The sequence below is a fragment of the Ursidibacter sp. B-7004-1 genome (assembly GCF_053654055.1).
This window is the reverse complement of sequence record NZ_JBSIUP010000003.1, coordinates 61,699-83,415: the sequence shown is the minus strand read 5'-3', so window position 1 is coordinate 83,415 and position 21,717 is coordinate 61,699. Positions and strand designations below refer to the sequence as shown.

General features: G+C 37.8%; 20 protein-coding genes. 11 read left to right on the top strand and 9 right to left on the bottom strand.

What is annotated here, in order from left to right:
- Positions 1 to 10: 10 nt before the first annotated feature.
- Entirely contained in the window at positions 11 to 235 is a 225-nt protein-coding gene (gene xseB / locus ACWIW0_RS01885; RefSeq protein ID WP_454451975.1) for an exodeoxyribonuclease VII small subunit, read from the top strand.
- Positions 235 to 1,128 carry a (2E,6E)-farnesyl diphosphate synthase gene (ispA, locus tag ACWIW0_RS01880; protein ID WP_454451974.1) on the top strand — a complete coding sequence of 298 codons (894 nt, stop codon included), beginning with the start codon at positions 235 to 237 and terminating at the stop codon, positions 1,126 to 1,128. The genes xseB and ispA overlap by 1 nt, the downstream gene beginning before the upstream one ends.
- 179 nt (positions 1,129 to 1,307) lie before the next feature.
- Here ispA and trxA read toward each other — a convergent pair whose 3' ends face one another.
- From trxA to ACWIW0_RS01865, 3 genes are all read right to left on the bottom strand, one after another.
- Complete coding sequence (gene trxA, locus ACWIW0_RS01875; protein ID WP_454451973.1) at positions 1,308 to 1,622, bottom strand: thioredoxin; 315 nt, start codon at positions 1,620 to 1,622, stop codon at positions 1,308 to 1,310.
- 116 nt (positions 1,623 to 1,738) lie between these two features.
- Positions 1,739 to 3,043, bottom strand: coding sequence for a uracil-xanthine permease family protein (locus ACWIW0_RS01870; RefSeq protein ID WP_454451972.1), 1,305 nt, complete (start codon positions 3,041 to 3,043; stop codon positions 1,739 to 1,741).
- 182 nt (positions 3,044 to 3,225) lie between these two features.
- Complete coding sequence (locus ACWIW0_RS01865) at positions 3,226 to 4,890, bottom strand: ABC transporter substrate-binding protein (RefSeq protein ID WP_454451971.1); 1,665 nt, start codon at positions 4,888 to 4,890, stop codon at positions 3,226 to 3,228.
- A gap of 264 nt (positions 4,891 to 5,154) precedes the next feature.
- Here ACWIW0_RS01865 and ACWIW0_RS01860 point away from each other — a divergent pair, with 264 nt between their 5' ends.
- The 8 genes from ACWIW0_RS01860 (at position 5,155) to tadA (ending at position 16,359) form a co-directional block, all read left to right on the top strand.
- A complete protein-coding gene (locus ACWIW0_RS01860) occupies positions 5,155 to 7,299 on the top strand; it encodes a TonB-dependent receptor (protein ID WP_454451970.1) in 2,145 nt (714 codons plus the stop codon).
- A 124-nt stretch (positions 7,300 to 7,423) separates the two neighbouring features.
- Positions 7,424 to 9,214 carry an ABC transporter ATP-binding protein/permease gene (locus tag ACWIW0_RS01855; protein ID WP_454451969.1) on the top strand — a complete coding sequence of 597 codons (1,791 nt, stop codon included), beginning with the start codon at positions 7,424 to 7,426 and terminating at the stop codon, positions 9,212 to 9,214.
- Positions 9,215 to 9,321: 107 nt separating this feature from the next.
- Positions 9,322 to 9,495 carry an antitoxin VbhA family protein gene (locus tag ACWIW0_RS01850; protein WP_454444611.1) on the top strand — a complete coding sequence of 58 codons (174 nt, stop codon included), beginning with the start codon at positions 9,322 to 9,324 and terminating at the stop codon, positions 9,493 to 9,495.
- Positions 9,470 to 10,066 (top strand): Fic/DOC family protein, encoded by a 597-nt coding sequence (locus tag ACWIW0_RS01845; RefSeq protein ID WP_454451968.1) that lies wholly within the window; start codon positions 9,470 to 9,472, stop codon positions 10,064 to 10,066. Before ACWIW0_RS01850 ends, ACWIW0_RS01845 begins: the two co-directional genes overlap by 26 nt.
- A 237-nt stretch (positions 10,067 to 10,303) precedes the next feature.
- On the top strand, positions 10,304 to 12,433 hold the full coding sequence (gene pnp / locus ACWIW0_RS01840) for a polyribonucleotide nucleotidyltransferase (protein ID WP_454451967.1): 2,130 nt from the start codon (positions 10,304 to 10,306) through the stop codon (positions 12,431 to 12,433).
- A gap of 101 nt (positions 12,434 to 12,534) precedes the next feature.
- Positions 12,535 to 13,473, top strand: coding sequence for a lipoprotein NlpI (gene nlpI, locus ACWIW0_RS01835; RefSeq protein WP_454451966.1), 939 nt, complete (start codon positions 12,535 to 12,537; stop codon positions 13,471 to 13,473).
- A gap of 234 nt (positions 13,474 to 13,707) precedes the next feature.
- The gene (locus tag ACWIW0_RS01830) at positions 13,708 to 15,540 is read left to right on the top strand and encodes a DEAD/DEAH box helicase (protein ID WP_454451965.1); all 1,833 of its coding nucleotides are present in this window, start codon (positions 13,708 to 13,710) and stop codon (positions 15,538 to 15,540) included.
- A gap of 288 nt (positions 15,541 to 15,828) precedes the next feature.
- Complete coding sequence (tadA, locus tag ACWIW0_RS01825) at positions 15,829 to 16,359, top strand: tRNA adenosine(34) deaminase TadA (protein ID WP_454451964.1); 531 nt, start codon at positions 15,829 to 15,831, stop codon at positions 16,357 to 16,359.
- Here tadA and ruvX read toward each other — a convergent pair.
- From ruvX to greA, 4 genes are all read right to left on the bottom strand, one after another.
- Positions 16,351 to 16,776: a Holliday junction resolvase RuvX gene (gene ruvX / locus ACWIW0_RS01820; protein WP_454451963.1), complete on the bottom strand. Its 426-nt coding sequence runs from the start codon at positions 16,774 to 16,776 to the stop codon at positions 16,351 to 16,353. The genes tadA and ruvX overlap by 9 nt on opposite strands.
- The gene (locus tag ACWIW0_RS01815) at positions 16,776 to 17,330 is read right to left on the bottom strand and encodes a YqgE/AlgH family protein (protein WP_454451962.1); all 555 of its coding nucleotides are present in this window, start codon (positions 17,328 to 17,330) and stop codon (positions 16,776 to 16,778) included. The genes ruvX and ACWIW0_RS01815 overlap by 1 nt, the downstream gene beginning before the upstream one ends.
- A complete protein-coding gene (rsmE, locus tag ACWIW0_RS01810) occupies positions 17,330 to 18,064 on the bottom strand; it encodes a 16S rRNA (uracil(1498)-N(3))-methyltransferase (RefSeq protein WP_454445663.1) in 735 nt (244 codons plus the stop codon). The genes ACWIW0_RS01815 and rsmE overlap by 1 nt, the downstream gene beginning before the upstream one ends.
- A 200-nt stretch (positions 18,065 to 18,264) precedes the next feature.
- Positions 18,265 to 18,741, bottom strand: coding sequence for a transcription elongation factor GreA (greA, locus tag ACWIW0_RS01805; protein WP_157393947.1), 477 nt, complete (start codon positions 18,739 to 18,741; stop codon positions 18,265 to 18,267).
- A gap of 192 nt (positions 18,742 to 18,933) precedes the next feature.
- Between greA and dacB the strand changes: the two genes are divergently transcribed.
- Positions 18,934 to 20,379 carry a serine-type D-Ala-D-Ala carboxypeptidase gene (gene dacB, locus ACWIW0_RS01800; protein ID WP_454451961.1) on the top strand — a complete coding sequence of 482 codons (1,446 nt, stop codon included), beginning with the start codon at positions 18,934 to 18,936 and terminating at the stop codon, positions 20,377 to 20,379.
- A gap of 503 nt (positions 20,380 to 20,882) precedes the next feature.
- Here the strand turns inward: dacB and ACWIW0_RS01795 are convergent.
- Entirely contained in the window at positions 20,883 to 21,200 is a 318-nt protein-coding gene (locus ACWIW0_RS01795) for an addiction module antidote protein (protein ID WP_454451960.1), read from the bottom strand.
- A gap of 13 nt (positions 21,201 to 21,213) precedes the next feature.
- Positions 21,214 to 21,525, bottom strand: coding sequence for a type II toxin-antitoxin system RelE/ParE family toxin (locus ACWIW0_RS01790; protein ID WP_454451959.1), 312 nt, complete (start codon positions 21,523 to 21,525; stop codon positions 21,214 to 21,216).
- Positions 21,526 to 21,717 lie beyond the last annotated feature (192 nt).

The following is a 21,717-nucleotide window of genomic DNA, read 5'->3' as shown; positions in this document are numbered from 1 at the left end:
GGAAATTATCGTGGCAAAGAAACCAACACAAGATTTTGAAACAACCCTGAAAGAATTAGAAGAAATTGTCGGGCGTTTAGAATCGGGAGAACTTCCCCTAGAAGAAGCATTAACTGAGTTTGAAACTGCTATTAAACTGGTTCAGCAAGGACAAGAACGCTTACAAAAAGCAGAACAACGTATTCAAATTCTATTACAAAAAGATCAAGACAGTGAATTGGTGGATTATCAATAATGACATATCAACTTTCTCACGAGCTTACGCAATGCCAGCAACGTGTTAATGATTTTCTTGCAACCCAATTAACGCAATATGATAATTTTAACTCACCGCTTATTGATGCAATGTCTTACGCCGTATTGCTTGGTGGAAAACGAGTTCGACCATTTTTAATTTATACGACAGGAAAAATGTTAGGTGTTCCATTAGAACAACTCGATCACTCTGCAGGAGCAATGGAAGCTATTCACGCTTATTCGCTAGTTCACGATGATTTGCCCGCAATGGATAATGACACTCTTCGTCGTGGTAAACCAACTTGTCATATTGCATTCGATGAAGCAACCGCTATTTTAGCTGGTGATGCTTTGCAAACCTTTGCTTTTGAACTATTAAGTCAAGATCCTACTATTTCGGAAAAACAAAAAATCCTACAAATTCAACTGCTTGCCAGCTCATCTGGAGCAAAAGGAATGTGTTTAGGGCAAAGTTTAGATTTGTTATCTGAAAATAAAAGTGTTTCACTTAGTGAATTGGAGCTAATCCACCGTAATAAAACAGGTGCTTTGATTTTAGCCTCTGTGTTAATGGGGTTTAATTTATCAAAATATGTGAATAATCAACAAATTAAACAGCACTTGACACATTATGCCCAAGCTATTGGTTTAGCCTTTCAAGTACAAGATGATATCTTAGATGTTATCGGACAAAGTGAAAAAATAGGAAAAACCGTAGGAGCAGATCAGGCCTTAAATAAAAGTACCTACCCTAAATTACTTGGTTTAGACGGAGCAAAACAAAAAGCTGAAGATCTCTATCAAGCTGCTCTTTTATCTTTAGCTCAACTTCCATTCGATACAACCGCTCTAGCTGAATTAGCGTCTTTTATTGTTAAGCGTGAGAGTTGATTACCTTAAATAAAAAATCTATATATAGAATATGCTGTTTTTAGGTTACTCTATAAGGAGCTAGCACTTCACATTACCCCCAAGGGTAATGTGAAAAAGTGCAATGAACAAAAGGAGGATAACCGATAATGATTAGTACCTCTTTTTTCATTACACTTATGCTTATAATTAGCTACTTATTATTTCAAGTTTTCTAAGAATGCGGGTAAGTTTTGAGCACCAACTTGTTGTGCTACAACTTCACCATTTTTGAAAATAAGTAAGAATGGGATACTGCGTACGCCGAATTGTGCAGGTACTTGTTGGTTTTCATCAACATTCATTTTTACGATACGGGCATTTTCGCCAACTTGTTCAGCTAAATCATCTAACATTGGTCCGATTGCACGACAAGGACCACACCAAGGTGCCCAAAAATCTAATAATACAGGAACATCTGATTTTAATACGTCTTGTTCAAATGTTGCGTCAGTGGTATGAATTACATTGCTCATAGTGTTTCCTTATTGAGTGATAAAAAGAAACGCTTCTATCTAACGAAGCGTTATATGGTTACACAAGATAGAGATTTATTTCCTACTTTTCAAGTAGGAAATAGATATTGATGTAATTATTTTTCAGAATGTTCTTTATCTTGTGGCAAAATCAGGTTAAGCGTAAGAGCCAGTAATGAACCTACCGTAATACCAGAACCGAAAATTTCTTTAAAGAAACTTGGTAGTTTATCAAGCAGTTCAGGGCGTGTTGTTACTGCTAGTCCACAGCCAATAGAAATAGCAATAATCAATCCATTACGTTTGCTACGTTCTACTTTATCCAACATTTGAATACCTGCTGCAATAATCATTGCAAACATCATTAAACCTGCACCACCTAATACTGGCATAGGAATTGAAACAATCAATGCACCAAATACAGGGAATACACCAGCTAACACGAGTAAAACGCCCATAATTGTTACTACATAGCGACTTGCTACTCCAGTCAATGAAATAACGCCGATATTTTGTGAGAATGATGAGAACGGGGTTGTGGACATTATTGCAGCAAAAGCAGAGCCTAAACCATCGCACAATACACCACCACGCAGGTGTTTACCAGTGATCTCCGTTTGTGTTGCGTTACCTAGCGCTAAAAAGTTACCGCTTGATTCAACAATGGTTACTAAGTAAGCAATACTCATTCCAATAATTCCAGAAATAGGGAAGGCTAAGCCAAAGTGTAATGGTTGTGGAACGGCAAATAGCTCCGCATTTTTTACGCTATCGAAGTTAATCCAGCCTAATGCTAATGCGACAACATAACCGACTAAGATACCAATCACAATCGCCGCTGCTGAGAAAATCCCTTTGCCCCATTGTACTAATGCAACCACAAGCACTAAGACAAATGTCGCCATTGCCAAATTGGCAGGATCTGCATAGTTAGGATCGCCTTTTTGCCCGCCTGCAAACCAGTCCACAGCCACAGGAATAAGGCTTAAACCGATCATCATTACAACCACACCAGTAACAACGGGTGGAAACAGCTTGCGAACATAAGGCATAAAGAAGCTACCGATAATCATCACTAAAGAACCCACTAATGATGAGCCAAGAATACCCGCTACACCATATTCACTAAAGCCAATCGCGAGAGCTGCCGCAACGAAAGTAAAACTTGTCCCCATTACACTTGGTAAGCGTAAACCGATAGGGCCGATACCTTGACATTGAATAATCGTCACGATACCAGATACTAATAATGCCGCATTGACTAACACAATGGTATCTGCGGTTGGAAGTTGTAATACATTCCCTAGCACTAGCGGAACGGCAATAATTCCCCCTAGGGCGGCAAGTAAATGTTGCGAAGCGAGAAGGAGTGTTAATCCAAATGGTGGTTTTGAATCAACAGGATAAAGAAGTTTTTGCATATAAATAACAAAGGTTGGTTAGAAAGGTGGCGGATTATACCGCTTTTTCTGCGTTAAGAGAATGTCGTTATACTGAATTTACGTTACATCAATCTCTCTTTGAATAAGAAATAAAGCGGGCAGTTTTTCGCAAAAATTTGCAAGAAACTGACCGCTTTTCGTTGATTATGAGTTGATGTGTTTTACTTTTCTACATAAAGATCACGCAAGAAGTAAACACCTTGTGGGCTTTTACCTTCGTAACCTTTCAATTTAGGATTTTTGATGAATAAGCCAGCGTAGTGGTAAATCGCTACAAATGGGTGATGTTTGCCTAACTCTTCTTCTGCCTTAGCGTAGATTTCAGCACGTTCTTCAGGGGTTTTCGCATAGTAGGAATCATTGATGAGTTTATCAAATGTCTCACTTTTGAAACCGATTTTATTTTGCTCACTATTGGATAAATAGTAAGTTAAGAAAGTACTGGCATCATTGTAATCGGCAGCCCAAGCACTGAAAGCAATGGTATAGTTTTTCTGATTTTTAGTGTCTAGGAAGGTTTTCCATTCAATGTTTTTAAGCCTAATATCTGCCATACCATCTAAATTTTTCTTCCACATTGCCGTAGCTGCAACCGCTATATTTTTTAAGCCTTCGTTAGTGTTATAAAGTAGCTCGGTTTTGAGCGGTTTAGATTTGCTGTAACCTGCCTCTTTTAACAATTTTTTAGCTTCTTTATTACGTTGTTGCTGAGTCCAGCTTGCATATTCAGGCTGTTTAATTTTCTCACCCGCCCCAATATAAAATGGCGTAAATCTAAATGTTGGCAACTGACCAAAACCTAAAACTTTATCCGTAATTACTTCACGCTCTAACGCTAAATCTAATGCTTTACGCACGCGAATATCATCAAATGGTGCTTTCGCTAGGTTCATTTCGTAAGTAAATGTACTTAATTTACGAGAATTATGGATCTGCGAATCGAATTGTTTGCGGAATTTAGGATCTTTGTAAAGGGTTGATGGAATATTCGCAATATCAATCTCACCAGTACGGAAACGAGAAATAGCGGCATTGTCATTTAAGATATAAATGATAGCTTTATTGATAACGGTTTCTTTATCGTTCCAATACGTTGAGCTACGTTCTAGCTCTACTTTTTCATTGAGAATTCGAGCACTAAGTTTATAAGCACCGTTACCGACAAAATTTTCTGGGCGAGTCCAGTTATCGCCATATTTCTCGACTGTTGCTTTATGTACAGGGAAAAGCGAAGCGTGTTGTGTAAGTTCTGCGGCATAAGGCACTGGTGCAGTTAAAGTAAGCTGTAAAGTATGGTCATCAATCGCTTTTACCCCCAGTGTATCAGGTGATTTTTTACCTGCGACAATATCTGCAACATTTTCCATTTTCATAAATTCGAGATAAGTTGCGTAAGGTGAAGCTGTTTTTGGATCAACTAAACGTTGCCAAGCATACACAAAATCGTGAGCGGTAACGGGATCACCGTTTGACCATTTTGCATCTTTGCGTAAATAGAAAGTTAAGGATTGATTATCTGCCGAAGATTCCCAACGCTCTGCAACACCGGGGATAATATTATCTTCCGAATCAGTATTGACTAATCCTTCTAATAATTGGCGAGCATAGTAGCTTTCAGCCGTTCCTTCCATTTTTTGTGGATCTAAAGTGGCAGCCTCGGCAGTAGCTTGAATACGTACTTCTTGCTTTTCAGCCAATTTGACCCCTTCAGGCACTTTTGCTGCAAATGCATTGGGAGCCAAAGTAAATAGAGTTAGAGTAGCAAGAGTGGAGAGCTTGACAAGGTGTTTGTTATTTGTCCAAACTGTGTGTTCTGTGTTCTGCATAAAAATATCCTTATTGCAACTCATATTGCAAGGTTGATTGTTACGGAATTGTTATGAAATTGTCAGAAAGAATGACAGCGATATAGATAACGGATTTTTTAGATGATGTAAATAAATTATTGTAAATTTTACTTTTATTTTTTTATTAAAATTAAATCATTGTAAAAGGATGTTGCTAAAACGATTTAGTTTTTGCTTTTAGTATATTATTGGAGATGTTGATAATTATTAGCATCAAATTTATTTTTTACTGAGGGCAAATTTATGAAATTCAAACATAACATTCTTTATACTTCGCTATTTGCGAGCCTATCTTTTAGTCTTTTCGCTCAAGAGCAAACAAGTAACAATGCTTTAGATGAAGTGTCAGTGGTATCTGAACTGGAAAAATTTAAAGCGACTGAAAAATTAAAAGCCGATGTTAATTTAAGCTTACTTGGCAGACAGCTTGCTTTTCTATCACCGATTACCGTTGTGAATTACGATGAAAAAGCCTTTGCAGATAAAGAGCCTAGAAACATCGTTGATGTGTTAGCAAAAACAGATGCATCGGTAATGAATTTTGGTGGTGAAACAAATACATTGCAAGGTGTGTATGTACGCGGTTTGCAATTAGACGCTCGTCAATTTAGCGTAAATGGGCTAGCAGGGCTTTATTCTGCATACAATACGCCGACTTCTGCAGTAGGCTCTGCACAGTTAATTAAAGGGGCTTCTACTGCCACAGTAGGAATGGACCCAGAAGGTTCGTCAGGTGCGTCGATCAACATTGAAACCAAACGTGCCACAGATGAAGATATCAATAAACTCGGTTTTGCTTGGTTTAGTGATAGCCGTTTGCAAGAGTCCTTTGATATTGGTCGCCGTTTTGGCACTAACAAAGAATGGGGCATTCGCGTGAGCGGTAAATATCGTGATGGCGATACAGCTCGTAAAGATTATGATGAGAGAGCGAAAGAAATTGCCATTGGTGCCGATTATCGTGGCGATAAATTACGTGTTGGATTGGATTATATGCAGAACAAACGCAAAACCGACGGTAGTCGAGCTCGTATTCAAGATATGCAGAATTTCACCTATGCAATACCTGCAGCACCAAGCGGTGAGACAAATCTCAACCCAAGTTGGTTGGGGCAAACGACTTCAGATCAAACGGCAATGGCAACCTTTGAGTATGACTTACCCTATAATATGACCTTGTCAGGCGGTTTCGGGCATATGGAATCTCGTTATTACGGTGCTTTTGGTCAGATTACAAGTGTGAAACAAAATGGTGAATTCAGTGTAACTGATATTCGTGGAATAAATTTTGTCTCTCGAACCACAAGTGGCAATTTAAAATTACAAGGGGAGTTTGACACAGGAGCAGTTTCACATCATTGGAATTTAGCGTTTGACTCTGTGGTACGTCAGCGTGATCATGATCGTAGCGGAAGCACTTCAATCTCTGGAGGTACAATTTACCAACCAAGTTTTGCAAGTCTGAGCAATAATGTTGATCTCACTCCAAATACTCAAAATACGGATAACAAACTCAGTGCCAAAAGTTTAGCGATTGCAGATACCTTAGGGTTTGTGGATAACAGTATTCGCTTAACCTTAGGTGGACGTTTTCAATGGATTGAACAGTTAAATCGAGCTACAAATAAAACCTTGAAAGCAGATCGCTTTAGCCCAATGGTTACGCTCGCTTATGTCGCAAATCCTGATTTAGTCTTTTATGGAAACTACCTTGAAGATTTAGAGCCAGGTAGTGCCGATCCTGAAACAGGAGAAATGAACAGCCCGCGTGTAACCAAACAGCTTGAAGCCGGTGTTCGTAAAAACTGGGATGACTTAGTGACGACCACATTAAGCGTTTACCAAATTAGCCGTCCAGGGATTATTCGTGGTAATACAAATGTACTAAAAGGTCGAGCAGGAAAAGAACAAGGTAAAGAGCGTAATCGTGGTGTTGAATTTAATATTTACGCTAACTTATTGGAGAAAACGTTACGCCCAAGTTTAGGCATTGCTTATAACCAGGGTAAAGTGTTTGATTTTCCAACCTATGCGGATCAAATTGTATCAGGTGTTCAGGTTACTAGTCCTAGAGTTATTTTAAAGGCTAACCTAGAGTGGGATACTCCTTTTGCTCGTAATCTTACTTTAAACGCAGGATTACAACATTACGGTAAATCTTATCAAGATACTGCTGCAAAATATAAATTACCTTCTTATACCACCGTAGATGCAGGGGCAAAATACAGTGTGAAATTTGCGGGTAACCAAGAAGTCGTTGTGCGTGCAGGTGTAGAAAACTTGTTTAATAAGAACTATTGGCAGGTTCAACGTGGGCAATACGACCGTAGCTTTGCAGTGTTAGGTATGCCTCGTACTTATTGGGTGAAAACGGAATATTCATTCTAATTATGTAAGCGGTAAGATCTCAGGTGTTTTTTGCAAATTACTGGGAAAATCTTACCGCTTACTTTTATTGTGGGGCGAGTTCGCCCCTTTGTCATTACTAAAATAATCATCTGTCGTAACTAAAATGAATAATTGGCAAGCTGAATTAAATAGTAGCTTTTCGTGGCTATGTATCGCATTATGTTGTGTCTCTATTGGACTATATCTGGCTGGGTTATTACTTCATAGAACGCATTTCGGACAGAAGTTCTGGTATGTCGTCCAACCTTGTTGGCAACAGTCGAACAAATTTAAAACCGTAGGGTTAATTATATTATTGCTGTTGATGATTTTACTCGAAGTCAGAATTAGTGTACTTAATACCTTTTTCTATAATGGCTTGTATAGTTCGCTACAAAAGCAACAAGCTGATGCTTTTTGGTTTTTTGCGTTGATTAACTTAATGTTGGTCATTGTGAAGATTATTCACGCAATTATTAACTATTTCTTACAGCAGACCTTTGAAATCCGTTGGTTAGAGAAATTAAATGCTCAAATGCTGACTCGTTGGTTGGAAAATAAAAACTATTACCTAATCAAATACCAAAAAGAGTTACCTGATAATATTGATCAACGTATTGAACAAGATGCCACAGAGTTTGTGCAAGGTACTCTTGAAGCTGTTCGTGGAGTAATCAATGCAATTGTTTCAACTATTGAGTTTACTATTATTCTATGGGGACTTTCGGGGATTTTGTCACTATTGGGTGTAGATATTCCCAAAGGTGTCGTATTTTTTATCTATATTTTTATTATTATCGCAACCATATTTTCTGTCCTTATCGGTCGCCCACTTATTCGTTTAAATTTCCTTAAAGAAAAACTATCAGGTGATTATCGTTACTCACTCATTCGTTTGCGTGAGAATGCAGAAAGTATTGCATTCTATTCGGGGGAACAGAAAGAACAGCATAACCTTCAAGAAAAATTTTCTGCGGTTATCCATAATCGTTGGAACATTGTACGAAGAATGCTGGGGTTAGACGGTTTTAATACGGGAGTAACACAAATTGCAATGATTTTACCGCTAATGTTGCAATCTCAACGTTTCTTTGCTGGACAAGTTACGCTAGGAGATATGCATCAAACGGTACAGTCATTCAATCGTTTAATGCGAGCATTATCCTTTTTCCGCCTATTTTATGATGAATTTACCTTATACCAAGCAAGATTAAATCGTCTATACGGCTTTTTTACTACCTTAGAACATCTCAACACAGAAGAAAAGGCGGTTGCAACTGTTGATGAACATCATTTAACCGTTTCTAATTTAACTATTCAAGGGATTGATGGGCGTACATTATTAGAAAATGTGAATTTTTCCTTAAAAAGTGGTGATGCGTTACTTATTCAAGGAGCATCTGGAACAGGAAAAACGACATTGCTAAAAGTGTTAGCAGGAATTTATCCGATTAAAACGACAGGGCATATTACTGCACCATCTCAAAAAAATGCACTATTTCTTCCACAACGCTCTTATGTACCACAAGGAACACTAAAAGAAGCAATTTGCTATCCTAATATTCAATCAGAAGAACATCAAGTCATAAATGTGATGAATCAATGTGGTTTAGAAAAATACAATACAATGCTAAATGAAGAAAAAGATTGGCAACAAATTCTTTCACCAGGTGAATTACAACGTATTGCCTTTGTACGAATTTTATTAACCAAACCAACATTAATTTTACTTGATGAAACAACGTCAGCACTTGAAGAAACAATGGAAAGGCAGCTATACGAATTAGTGAGACAATCACTCCCTGAAAGTATCATTGTTAGTGTTGGTCATCGTTGCACATTACAAAACTATCATACTCAAACAATGACATTAGGTTATTGTTGTATGAATAAGTTGGAATGTGAGAGAGCTTAACTTTGAATATTTTTGTATTTGCGTTAGATTTTCCTATTTTGTATTCATAGTGAGGTAGCAGTATTTGAGTTTTACTGTACAATGAAAGAAATTTATTTGGAGTAAATATGTCTTTAATTGAAAAACAGAAACGTCAAGAAGCAGTTCAATTCGCAATTAATAATAATGCCATAGAAGGGCTTGTTGTAAGCGAGGCTGCAAAGACTTTATTAAATCAATGGATTGAAGGAGAAATTACACAGGAACAAGCAGAAAATGAAATCTATGCGTTATGGCAGTAATGATCCTTATATTTATAAAAATGGTACTTTAAAAAATAAGCTAGAGGCAAAAACAGTTGAAGAATTAGAAGATCGTGAGCGTGATATTACTGCATTGCGCATCGCTTTTTTAAAAACAAAACCTATTGTAGGAAATTTTGACTTAAAGCATTTGCAAGATATTCATAAATTTATTTTCTTTCCTGTGTATGAGTGGGCTGGGAAAATTCGTAGTGGGTCGTTATCAAAAGGTAATACGGTATTCACTCGTCCAGAGCGAATTATCCCAGAGTTAAATAAATTATTCGATCAGCTAAAATCAGAAAATTATTTGCTAGGTTTGAATCAAGAAGAGTTGATTAAACGCCTTGCTTTTTACTTGGGAGAGTTAAATGTACATCACCCATTCAGAGAAGGTAACGGAAGGGTGCAACGAATCTTTATTTCGGAATTGGCTGATCGGGTAGGATATAAGCTTAATTTTGCAAATATATCTCAACAGGAAATGATTGACGCATCGGTATTGGCATTTATGAAAGCTGATTATAGTTATTTAGAAGAGCTTATCTCAAGATGTATTGAATGCAAATGATGCCATACAACCAATGAGTTAGCAGTATTTCAAAGCGGTGACTTTAACAATAAATTTTCCAAATTTACGAAATACTAGGCGATTTTTATCTAAATTTCTGTATAATACGGCAGTTTTGTTTCTAGGTATGTAAGAGGCGGCTATCAAAAGTTATCTCATTAAGCGAGATGATTTTTGCTAGTCGCAATTTTTAAGAAATAAAACGATAAAACTAAAGATTTTTAAAGGAAATGAATAATGACTCCAATTGTAAAACAATTTAAATATGGTCAGCATACTGTTACATTAGAAACAGGTGCAATCGCTCGTCAAGCAACAGCAGCGGTAATGGCGAGTATGGATGATACAACCGTTTTTGTAACGGTAGTTGCTAAAAAAGATGTGAAAGAAGGGCAAGATTTTTTCCCATTAACCGTAGATTATCAAGAACGTACTTATGCGGCAGGGCGTATCCCTGGTGGATTTTTTAAACGCGAAGGTCGTCCTTCTGAAGGTGAAACCTTAATTGCACGTTTAATTGACCGCCCTGTTCGTCCACTTTTCCCTGAAGGCTTTTTCAACGAAATCCAGGTTATTGCAACGGTTGTTTCTGTAAATCCACAAATTAGCCCTGATTTAGTCGCAATGATTGGTGCGTCAGCGGCGTTATCCTTATCAGGTGTGCCGTTTAATGGCCCAATCGGTGCGGCTCGTGTTGGTTTTATCAACGATCAATTCGTGTTAAACCCAACAATGGCGGAACAAAAAATTAGCCGTTTAGATTTAGTGGTTGCGGGTACAGATAAAGCAGTTTTAATGGTTGAATCTGAGGCAGATATCTTAACTGAAGAACAGATGCTTGCTGCGGTGGTGTTCGGTCACGAACAGCAACAAGTTGTTATTGAAAATATTAAAGAGTTCGTAAAAGAAGCAGGTAAACCACGTTGGGATTGGGTTGCACCAGAACCAAATACAGATTTAATCAATAAAGTTAAAGCACTAGCGGAAACACGCATTGGCGAAGCATACCGTATTGTTGAAAAACAAGCTCGTTATGAACAAATTGATGCCATTAAAGCCGAGGTCATTGCGACTTTAACCGCTGAAGATGAAAGTGTTTCTGAAGGCAAAATAATTGATATCATTACAGCATTAGAAAGCCAAATCGTTCGTAGCCGTATTATTGCAGGTGAGCCTCGTATTGATGGTCGTACGGTAGATACTGTTCGTGCATTAGATATTTGTACTGGTGTTTTACCTCGTACTCACGGCTCTGCAATTTTCACACGTGGCGAAACACAAGCATTAGCGGTTGCAACACTTGGTACAGAGCGTGATGCACAGATCATTGATGAATTAACAGGTGAAAAATCAGACCGTTTCTTATTCCACTATAACTTCCCTCCATATTCTGTGGGTGAAACAGGTCGTATCGGTTCACCAAAACGTCGTGAAATTGGTCACGGTCGTCTAGCTAAACGTGGTGTGTTAGCCGTAATGCCAACCGCTGAAGAATTCCCGTATGTAGTGCGTGTGGTTTCTGAAATTACTGAGTCAAATGGTTCTTCATCAATGGCATCTGTATGTGGTGCATCTCTTGCGTTAATGGACGCAGGCGTGCCGATTAAAGCAGCTGTTGCAGGTATTGCAATGGGCTTAGTGAAAGAAGAAGAAAAATTCGTTGTTCTGTCAGATATTCTAGGTGATGAAGATCATTTAGGCGATATGGACTTTAAAGTAGCGGGTACCCGTGAAGGGGTAACTGCATTACAAATGGATATTAAAATTGAAGGCATTACCCCTGAAATTATGCGTATTGCATTGAAACAGGCGAAAGGGGCTCGTTTACATATTTTAGGTGTAATGGAGCAAGCTATCCCTGCTGCTCGTGCGGATATTTCAGATTTTGCACCGCGTATCCATACAATGAAAATTGATCCGAAGAAAATCAAAGATGTGATTGGTAAAGGTGGTGCAACAATTCGTGCATTAACTGAAGAAACTAATACATCAATTGATATTGATGATGACGGTACAGTAAAAATTGCTGCAACAGATAATAATGCTGCAAAACGTGTAATGGAGCGTATTGAAGAAATCGTCGCTGAAGTTGAAGTGAATGCAATCTACAAAGGTAAAGTAACACGTGTAGTTGATTTCGGAGCATTTGTATCTATCCTTGGTGGTAAAGAAGGCTTAGTACATATTTCTCAAATCACAGATGCTCGAGTTGAGCGTGTTGCAGACTATTTAGAAGTAGGTCAAGAAGTTCAAGTAAAAGTGGTTGAAATCGATCGTCAAGGTCGTATTCGCTTAACAATGAAAGACTTGAATAATGCCTCAGAAACGACAGAAATTGTGGAAGAATCTCAGGAACTAGCAGAATAATTCTGTTTTAGGGACACAGCATAAGGTGTCCCTAGTTATTCCCAATGTATTTATATGAATACTCTTGAGTATTCAAAAATCTTTTACCTAAGGTCTTGTGAATGTTGCAACGTTTTAAGTTGTTGAATTTTCGTCTGTTTATTATCAATATGATGGCAATAGTTCTGCTAACAGGTTGTATTAATCGTGTTTCAGATCTTATTTCTCCACATAAGTTGCTTTTACCAGAAGTCAGTCCACAATTACATTTTGAACAAGAAGTAATGATTGCTCGTTTAACGTTAGTTCTTCAAGAAGCAGAATTAACAAAATCAGAGAAAGCAGAATTATTGTTTGAGCGAGGTGTGATTTATGATAGTTTGGGATTATGGTCGCTTGCTCGCAATGATTTTTCGGAGTCGGTAGAGCTAAATCCCAAAATGGCTGCTGCATACAATTACTTAGGTTTGTATTTACTCTTAGAAGATGATTATGATAGCTCAGTAGATGCGTTTAATGCAGTATTAGAGCTTGATCCTAACTACGATTATACTCGTTTAAATAGAGGATTATCATTTTATTATAGTGGTAGATATGCTGAAGCAGAACGTGATTTACTCTACTTCTATGAAGCGGATAAGACTGATCCTTATCGTGTTTTATGGTTATATTTTAATGAATTAGAGCTATCACCAAGTGAAGCAAAAGCAAATTTAGCAAGCCGTTCAAAAGGGTTAGCTAATACATTTTGGGGGACAAACATTGTTTCCTATTTTCTTGGGGATTACACCCTAGAACAGCTTCGGTTAAAAATGAATGCTCAAGCTGAACCAAATACGGCTCAGTATGCTGAAATTTTAACAGAAACTTATTTTTATCTTGCAAAACAAACACTCAAATTGAATCAAGTCGAAGAGGCATCTAGCCTATTCCGTCTGACTATTGCAAATCAAGTATATAACTTTGTTGAGTATCGTTTTGCCTTGTTTGAATTAGCTCGCTTGCGGGCTAATAAGACAGCTCCCATAACTATTGGGAAAGTTGTTGTTGGGATAAATTAGGACGATAAAGCGGTCAGATTTGCAAAATATCTTGTAAATTCCACCGCTTGTACTGTGTGACAAGTTATATAAAGCATTGATTTGTTTTCTATTTATTTTTCTTACCTAAAAAGCTCAACAATATAATTTTTATTTTTTAGTGAAATGTGTAATTTCCATTACTTCCTCTCCTCTTTTCTAAAGAGGGGAAGTAATTTAGAAAAAGCATTTCCTAAACAACCTTTTTGGAATTTTATGACAACTAACACTATGACTTTTGCCGATTTAGGCTTACCACAATCTATCCTTGATGCTGTAACAGAAATGGGCTTTGTAACCCCATCACCTATTCAACAAGCCTGTATTCCCCACTTACTCGAAGGGCGTGATGTTTTAGGTATGGCACAAACAGGAAGTGGTAAAACTGCGGCATTTTCACTACCTGTATTAGCACAAATTGATGTTGAAAAACGTTACCCACAAATGCTTGTTATGGCTCCTACGCGTGAGCTTGCAATCCAAGTTGCAGATGCCTGTGAACAATTTACCAAAAATATGAAAGGCGTTCGTGTTGTTACTATTTACGGTGGGCAGCGTTACGATATTCAAATTCGAGCGTTAAAACAAGGCTCACAAGTTGTAGTTGGAACGCCAGGGCGTATTCTTGACCATATCCGTCGTGGTACTTTAGACCTTTCTGCATTGAAAACCATTGTATTAGATGAAGCGGATGAAATGTTGCGAATGGGCTTTATTGAAGATGTTGAAACAGTAATGGCAGAATTACCTGAAAATCACCAAACAGCGTTATTTTCGGCAACAATGCCAGAGCCAATCCGCCGTATTACACGCCGTTTTATGAATGATCCACAAGAAGTTAAAATTCAAGCAACTCAGCGTTCAGCACCAGACATCACTCAAAGCTACTGGTTAGTGAATGGTTTCCGTAAAAATGATGCGTTATTACGTTTCTTAGAAGTGGAAGAATTTGATGCGTCAATTATCTTTACTCGTACTAAAACAGGTACGACTGATGTCACAGAATTATTGGAACGTAATGGCTATCGTGCAGCAGCATTAAATGGTGATATGACCCAACAAGCACGCGAACAAACTTTAGATCGTTTGAAATCAGGTCGTTTAGATATTGTTGTTGCAACCGATGTAGCTGCTCGCGGTATTGATATTGAGCGTATTAGCTTAGTAGTAAACTATGATATTCCACTAGATGCCGAATCTTATGTTCACCGTATTGGACGTACAGGGCGTGCAGGTCGTTCAGGACGTGCGTTATTATTTGTTGAACCTCGTGAACGCCGTTTACTCAAAAATATCGAACATTTAATGAAAAAGCCGATTGATGAAGTGCCAGTACCAAATCACGAAATTTTAATGGCAAAACGCCGTGAAAAATTTAAGGCGAAAATTTCATTACAATTAGAGCACCACGATCTTGAGCTTTATCGTGAACTACTTGAAGATCTCTTTACGGCAGATCAAGATCACGAAGAACTTGCAGCCGCAATGATGATGTTGCTACAAGAGAAACAAAAATTGATTTTACCACCAGACCCAGAAATCAAAGCAGTTCGTGGTGAGCGTGGTCGTGGACGAGATCGTGAAAATCCACGTTCTGCAGAGCGTCGTGGTGGTCGTGAGCATCGTGAGAATAATGGTGTTGCAATGGATCTCTATCGTATCGAACTTGGTCGTGAAGATGGTGTAGAAGTCCGTCATATCGTGGGAGCTATTGCAAATGAAGGTGATATTAGTAGCCGCTATATTGGGCATATTAAATTACACGATAAATATTCAACGATTGAATTACCACAAGGTATGCCAAATCACTTAGTTCAACATTTTGCTCAAAAAGCTCGTGTATTGAGCAAGCCGATGCAAATGTCGTTATTAGGACCAGCAAGTTCAGCAAGCAATAATTCTCCGTATGAAGAAAAGGGAAGAGGTCGTGGACGTGGTGATCGTAATGAAAAACGTGGTGGACGTGATCGTGATGATCGTAGCTTTAAAGAGCGTAAAGGCGGGTTTAAAGAGAAGCGTTTTGGCGATAAACGTGGACGTCGTGACTAATTAACATAAAATGCTCCGAAAGGAGCATTCAGATTATTGACAAAGTGTTTTCATTCGGACGCCAAGCGTGGCGCCCCTACAAAGAAGATGTATAACCAATTGAAAAATAAATATTTTATTTTTGTTATGTAGGGACGCCACGCTTGGCGTCCACTTATTAAATACAAGAAATTAGAGTTTGTCATCAGTCTTAATGCTCCGAAAGGAGCATTTTCTTTATTATATTAAATCCCAACAAGATCGATTTATTGGTATAAAAAGCGGTTAGATTTAAGGAATTTTTTACAAATGTTTATTAAACCTACTCAACTAACTTCTTCCCTTGAGATTTCTCAAGATGATCTAAAATGGATGCAATATGCTTTACAACTTGCACAGCGAGCAGAAGCTGAAGGTGAAATCCCTGTTGGTGCAGTGTTGGTATCGGACAATGGCGAGATACTGGGAGAGGGTTGGAATCGTTCAATTATCTTATCAGACCCAACTGCTCACGCAGAAATTCAAGCAATCCGAATGGCAGGGCAAGCTCTCGCAAACTATCGGCTATTAAATACTACGCTTTATGTTACCCTTGAGCCTTGCACAATGTGTGCAGGGGCGATTTTACATAGCCGAATTGGGCGTTTGGTCTTTGGTGCGAGTGATTATAAAACAGGAGCTGTGGGATCTCGTTTTCATTTTTTTGAAGATTACAAAATGAACCATCTCTTACAAATTCGTGGTGGGGTAATGGCAACTGAATGTAGCCAGAAAATTAGCCATTTTTTTCAAAAAAGACGAGCGGAGCAGAAAGCGATAAACTTAGATAAGTTATCCTGATAGACCGTCGCTCTCAAACCAACTTTCTAAAATAAGGCAAGCAGAGATCGAATCCACTTTATCTTTTTTTAAGGCTTTATAGCCACCACGAGCAAAAATTTCAGAACGAGCTTCAACCGTTGTAAGTCGTTCATCTTGTAAGGCTATTGGTAGGTTAAATCGCCCATTTAATCGGTTGGCAAATTTTCTGGCTCGTTGTGTAAGTGGTTGTTCTGTACCGTCCATATTTAAAGGTAAACCAATCACTAGTAGATCAGGGTTCCATTCGCTAATTACTTTGCCTATTTGCTCCCAATTAGGAATACCATCTTGGGCTTTAAAAGCGGGTAGTCCTTGAGCTGTGCCTGTGATACTTTGCCCAACCGCACAGCCGATACTATTTGTTCCAAAATCAAAGGCGAGAATCGTTTTCCCCATTAAGCTCTCCCTGCTTTTGCTAGAAAGCCTTCAATACCAAGCATTTCATAGGCTTCCGACCAGCGATCTAAATAGCCTGCGTGGAATAGAATATGTTCACTACTTGGTGAAACTAACCAATAATTACGGGCAATTTCTTGCTCAAGCTGATCGGCTTTCCAAGTACAGCAACCTAGACAGACAATAAAATGCTCAGGAGAGTTATTTCGTCCAAAAGTATCTAAAATATCACCTGATGTCGTGAGTGTAATATTATTTGCTGTCTCATAGCTATGTAATAATGGTGCATTAGTACTAGTATGTAAAATAAAGCCACGATCTTGACTAACAGGTCCACCATTTAAGACAAGCTGATCTTTGCTATAACTACGTTCATTTGCCATTAAAAAGTCCATTTTTGCCAGTAATTCCATTACCGACAGATCTGTGGGAGAGTTAATCATTAATCCCATTGCCCCTTGCTCATTATGCTCACAAATATAAATGACAGAGCGATCAAAATAATCGTCATTCATATCTGGGGTGGCAATCAATAATTGACCTTGTAAATTCATTAACTTAAATCTCCATAAAGAATTTGTAGAGCGGTTATTGTAGCAAGTGATGCGGTTTCTGTGCGAAGAATACGTTTTCCTAATAAGACTTCGGTAAAACCTTGTTGCTCGGTCATTGTAATCTCTTCTGGTGAAAGTCCACCTTCAGAGCCGATCAATAACCGAACTCCAGCAGACGGCACATTGGGGAGTGATTTAATGGTATATTTTGCCCTTGGATGTAAATTCAATTTGAGCATATCGTCTTGCTCTTTGCACCAATCAGTGAGTTTCATTATGGGGCGAATTTCAGGAATGATGTTTCGCCCGCACTGTTCACAGGCAGAAATTGCAATTTTTTGCCACTGTTGCAATTTTTTATCTTGGCGTTCACCTTCTAATTTAACACCACAGCGTTCAGACCATAATGGCGTAATAGTCGTTACACCCAGCTCGACTGATTTTTGAATGGTAAACTCCATTCGATCACCACGAGAGATTACCTGACCTAAGTGGATTGGCAAATTTGACTCTCTATCATCAAGTTGGTGGGATAAAATTTTTACTTCGATCTGTTTTTTGCTGATTTGGCTAATTTGAGCAGAAAAAGTATAGTTTGAGCCATCAAAGAGTACTAACTCCGCTCCTTCATTCATTCTCAGTACTCGTCCAACGTGGTTAGTCGCATCTTCTGATAAAATACAGTGCGTTTTGCCTGCTAATAATTCTGGATGATAAATTCTAGGTATTCGCATTAGGATCTAGTGGATTAAAAAGTGTTTAGTGTAATCAAATGAATTAGCTCGTCAAGCTAAACAAGCTGTTAGATTTGGGTAAAAGTTACAAAGAATATCTGTTTAGTACTTATATACTTATTTTACCAGGATTGATACGACATAGAATTCAATTTGCTAACTAGCTAATAAAGGGCTTTAATAAAAGCCCTTGGATTTAGTTAAAGATACTGTACTTCAATAATATCAAATTCAACATTACCGCCTGGTGTTTTAATATTGACGGTATCATCGACTTCTTTACCGACTAATCCACGAGCGATAGGAGAATTTACAGAAATTAAGCCTTCTTTGATATTCGCTTCATCATCGCCAACAATGCGATAAGTTACTTCTTCATCGCTGTCTGTATTGATCAGTGTTACGGTTGCACCAAAAATAACTTTGCCGTTGTTAGGGATTTTGGTGACATCAATAATTTGAGCATTGCCTAGTTTTCCTTCAATTTCTTGAATACGCCCTTCGCAGAACCCTTGTTGCTCTCGTGCAGCGTGATATTCTGCATTCTCTTTTAAATCACCATGTTCACGAGCTTCGGCAATCGCATTGATAATTTCAGGACGGCGTACATTCTTGAGAAATTCAAGTTCTTCACGTAATAACTCAGCACCACGCACTGTCATTGGAATTTGTTGCATTTTATTTCCTTATGTATGATGTATGTCGTTACACAATAGTATTGTAAAAAACAGAATAAAACCTACCGCTTGTTTACAATCAGCCGTTTGAAATTCTCAAACTAACGCCCACAAATATCTGCTATTGTGTATTTACGAAGTTTAACTAAACTCGTATTATTCATTTTCTTTTAAAAAATAGCAACCTTGATTATGATTTCATCTTTAAACAAATTTTGCCAACTTGGTTGGCTATCGCTCTTTTCGTTTTCAGCTTTTACAGCTCAAGCACAGGTTGATCTTGTGCCAATAATGTCGCATTTACCCGAAGGTGCTTCGGCAAGTATCATCGCTAAGAATTTAACCACAAATCAAATTATTGCAGAATATCAAAGTAAAACCTTTATGTTGCCAGCAAGCACACAAAAAGTATTTACGGCATTAGAGGCAAAATTAGCCTTACCAGAAGATTTTAAATTCCAAACTGCTCTTTTAACTAATGGAAAGATAGAAAATGGTAGTTTGAACGGTGATTTAATTGCCCGTTTTACAGGAGATCCTGATTTAACTAGCCAGCAATTATTTCAACTTGTGTCCAAATTAAAGCAACAAGGTATTCAAACGATTAGAGGTAACCTTATTTTAGATACTACGGTATTTACTAGCCACGATAAAGCTGCTGGGTGGGTTTGGAATGATCTGAATATCTGTTTTAGTGCACCACCCGCTGCTGTAAATATTGATAACAACTGTTTTTACGTTAATTTGGATGCGAATAAATCGGCAGGGAGCTTAATTAGCGTTGATGTTCCTTCAGCTTATCCTGTCCAAGTCTTTAGCTCCGCTTATGTAGCAGAGAAACCTGAATCAGATTACTGCTTATTAGATGCGGTTGTGAGTGATAATAACCGTTATCAAATTAAAGGTTGTTTAGCTAAGCAAAATAAGCCTTTTGGTTTAAGTTTTGCAGTACAAGATCCAACTACCTATGGAGCAAATTTAATTAAAAATTATTTGGCTAGATTAGGTATTCAATTTACTGGGCAAATTCAAGTACCTGCAAAGGCACCATCAGGTGCTTTATTGGCAGAACATTATTCTCAACCGCTCTCTGTATTACTTAAAAAAATGATGAAAAAATCAGATAACCAAATTGCAGATACAATCTTCAGAACGGTTGCTCATCAACAATCAAAGCGACCTGCATCATTTCCATTAGCAAGCCATACCATTCGTTCATTATTTAAAAGTAAAGCGAATATTCAATTTGGGAATAGCGTAATTGTAGATGGTTCAGGATTATCTCGTCATAATCAAGTGAATGCTGAAACAATGTTACAAACTCTGGAATTTATTGCTCAAAATGAAGAACAGCTAAAATTGCTTGAAACATTCCCCATTGCTGGTGTTGATGGGACATTATCTGGTCGAGGATCGATTTCAGCTGAGCCATTGGCAAATAATCTGATCGCAAAAACAGGAGCGTTAAAAGGTGTTTATAATCTTGCTGGATTTATGACAAACAAACGTGGAGAAAAGATTGCTTTTGTGCAGTTTGTCAATGGCTATTCAACATCTACTGATCCTGAACGTAAAACGAAAAGAGCGCCACTTAACCAATTTGAAAATAGTTTATATATGGCACTCTATAATGAATAAATTCAAATGGTGTATGTTTCGTATTTTTATATTAGTGATTAGATTTGTTTTAGCCATTGGTTAGTCCCTTATAATTCGTTAAAACTAGCCTCTAGTGTTCCCTCGATTTTTACCCTCATAAACGAGGGAACACAAAAGGGAACATTTAAAGGCGGACACAAGCGAACCTATAAGAACCTAAGCGAACAAAAAAAGAATATATTTGATTGATTTTCTTGATGTTTTTTACTGTTGCGAACGTATAAAAACTCTAAAATGGTCCCCCTACCGTAACAGATCCTTTTAATAAGATCTTACATTACAAGGGTTCGCCAAAATTTAATCTTCTAAATAGTTACATCATTTGATACATAAGATCGCTTTTAAATTCATAATCGCCAAAAAATAAAGAGTATTCAACAAGTTCAACAATGAAGAAATAATTTGATGTAAATCAAGATTATTATTTACCTATGGAAGATAAAAAAGGGCGATTTCTCGCCCTGTGGTTGGTGTGTTATCGGTTATGTGGTCTTAATAGTTGGAATAAGCTCAATATTCATTGCATCTAGAATTTTCCGAACCGTTTCGAACCTTGGCTTACTGCTTGAAAGCGTTTGATATAGGCTTTCTCTACCAATACCTGATTTTTTAGCGATCTCATTCATTCCTTTAGCTCTTGCCACGGTGTTTAGGGCTTGGATAAATTCCTCATCTGTGCCATCTTTCAAGGTTTCGGCAAGGTATAAAGCGATCAAATCATCGCTTTCTAAGTATTCCGCTGCATCAAATCGGGCAATGCCTAATTCTGCTTTATATTCTGCGGTAAGTGGTTTATTCATTGCTTCCTCCGTTTTATGTTGCTTGCTGTTGGTAGTCAGCCCATATTGTTTGAGCTTTCTCTATATCGGCTTGTTGGGTTGTTTTATCTCCACCGTTGGTTAGCAAGTAAATGATTTCTCCTGCTTGAGCGTAGTAAATGCGGTATCCTTTGCCCGTATCTATTCGCATTTCATAAATGCCCCCCGTATTCGCCAGTAATTTATGATCGCCAAAATTGCCATTTTCTGCCCGTGTAATTCGCTTAATCATTGTAATTTTTGCGATAGGGTCTTTTACACTTTTTAGCCATTCCTTAAAAATTGGCGTTTGTTCAATAATGTACATTATCCCCCCTTGTGGTTGTTTTTGTATTGTAATGTTTTCAATACATAAATCAATAAAATTTACTCCCCTGATTTTTCCCTTCTTACTATTTTTTCTTTTTTTTCCTAATTGCATTTTTTTATCAGGACAATGTGGACACAAGGACAATTTACAAAAAGTTATTATTTTTCAATAACTTAAACTCAAAAAATT

Excerpts from the sequence above, each read along its gene's own strand:
- ispA (WP_454451974.1), top strand. The coding sequence starts at position 235 with ATGACATATCAACTTTCTCACGAGCTTACGCAATGCCAGCAACGTGTT.
- trxA (WP_454451973.1), bottom strand. The coding sequence starts at position 1,622 with ATGAGCAATGTAATTCATACCACTGACGCAACATTTGAACAAGACGTA.
- ACWIW0_RS01870 (WP_454451972.1), bottom strand. The coding sequence starts at position 3,043 with ATGCAAAAACTTCTTTATCCTGTTGATTCAAAACCACCATTTGGATTA.
- ACWIW0_RS01865 (WP_454451971.1), bottom strand. The coding sequence starts at position 4,890 with ATGCAGAACACAGAACACACAGTTTGGACAAATAACAAACACCTTGTC.
- ACWIW0_RS01860 (WP_454451970.1), top strand. The coding sequence starts at position 5,155 with ATGAAATTCAAACATAACATTCTTTATACTTCGCTATTTGCGAGCCTA.
- ACWIW0_RS01855 (WP_454451969.1), top strand. The coding sequence starts at position 7,424 with ATGAATAATTGGCAAGCTGAATTAAATAGTAGCTTTTCGTGGCTATGT.
- ACWIW0_RS01850 (WP_454444611.1), top strand. The coding sequence starts at position 9,322 with ATGTCTTTAATTGAAAAACAGAAACGTCAAGAAGCAGTTCAATTCGCA.
- ACWIW0_RS01845 (WP_454451968.1), top strand. The coding sequence starts at position 9,470 with ATGAAATCTATGCGTTATGGCAGTAATGATCCTTATATTTATAAAAAT.
- pnp (WP_454451967.1), top strand. The coding sequence starts at position 10,304 with ATGACTCCAATTGTAAAACAATTTAAATATGGTCAGCATACTGTTACA.
- nlpI (WP_454451966.1), top strand. The coding sequence starts at position 12,535 with ATGTTGCAACGTTTTAAGTTGTTGAATTTTCGTCTGTTTATTATCAAT.
- ACWIW0_RS01830 (WP_454451965.1), top strand. The coding sequence starts at position 13,708 with ATGACAACTAACACTATGACTTTTGCCGATTTAGGCTTACCACAATCT.
- tadA (WP_454451964.1), top strand. The coding sequence starts at position 15,829 with ATGTTTATTAAACCTACTCAACTAACTTCTTCCCTTGAGATTTCTCAA.
- ruvX (WP_454451963.1), bottom strand. The coding sequence starts at position 16,776 with ATGGGGAAAACGATTCTCGCCTTTGATTTTGGAACAAATAGTATCGGC.
- ACWIW0_RS01815 (WP_454451962.1), bottom strand. The coding sequence starts at position 17,330 with ATGAATTTACAAGGTCAATTATTGATTGCCACCCCAGATATGAATGAC.
- rsmE (WP_454445663.1), bottom strand. The coding sequence starts at position 18,064 with ATGCGAATACCTAGAATTTATCATCCAGAATTATTAGCAGGCAAAACG.
- greA (WP_157393947.1), bottom strand. The coding sequence starts at position 18,741 with ATGCAACAAATTCCAATGACAGTGCGTGGTGCTGAGTTATTACGTGAA.
- dacB (WP_454451961.1), top strand. The coding sequence starts at position 18,934 with ATGATTTCATCTTTAAACAAATTTTGCCAACTTGGTTGGCTATCGCTC.
- ACWIW0_RS01795 (WP_454451960.1), bottom strand. The coding sequence starts at position 21,200 with ATGAATAAACCACTTACCGCAGAATATAAAGCAGAATTAGGCATTGCC.
- ACWIW0_RS01790 (WP_454451959.1), bottom strand. The coding sequence starts at position 21,525 with ATGTACATTATTGAACAAACGCCAATTTTTAAGGAATGGCTAAAAAGT.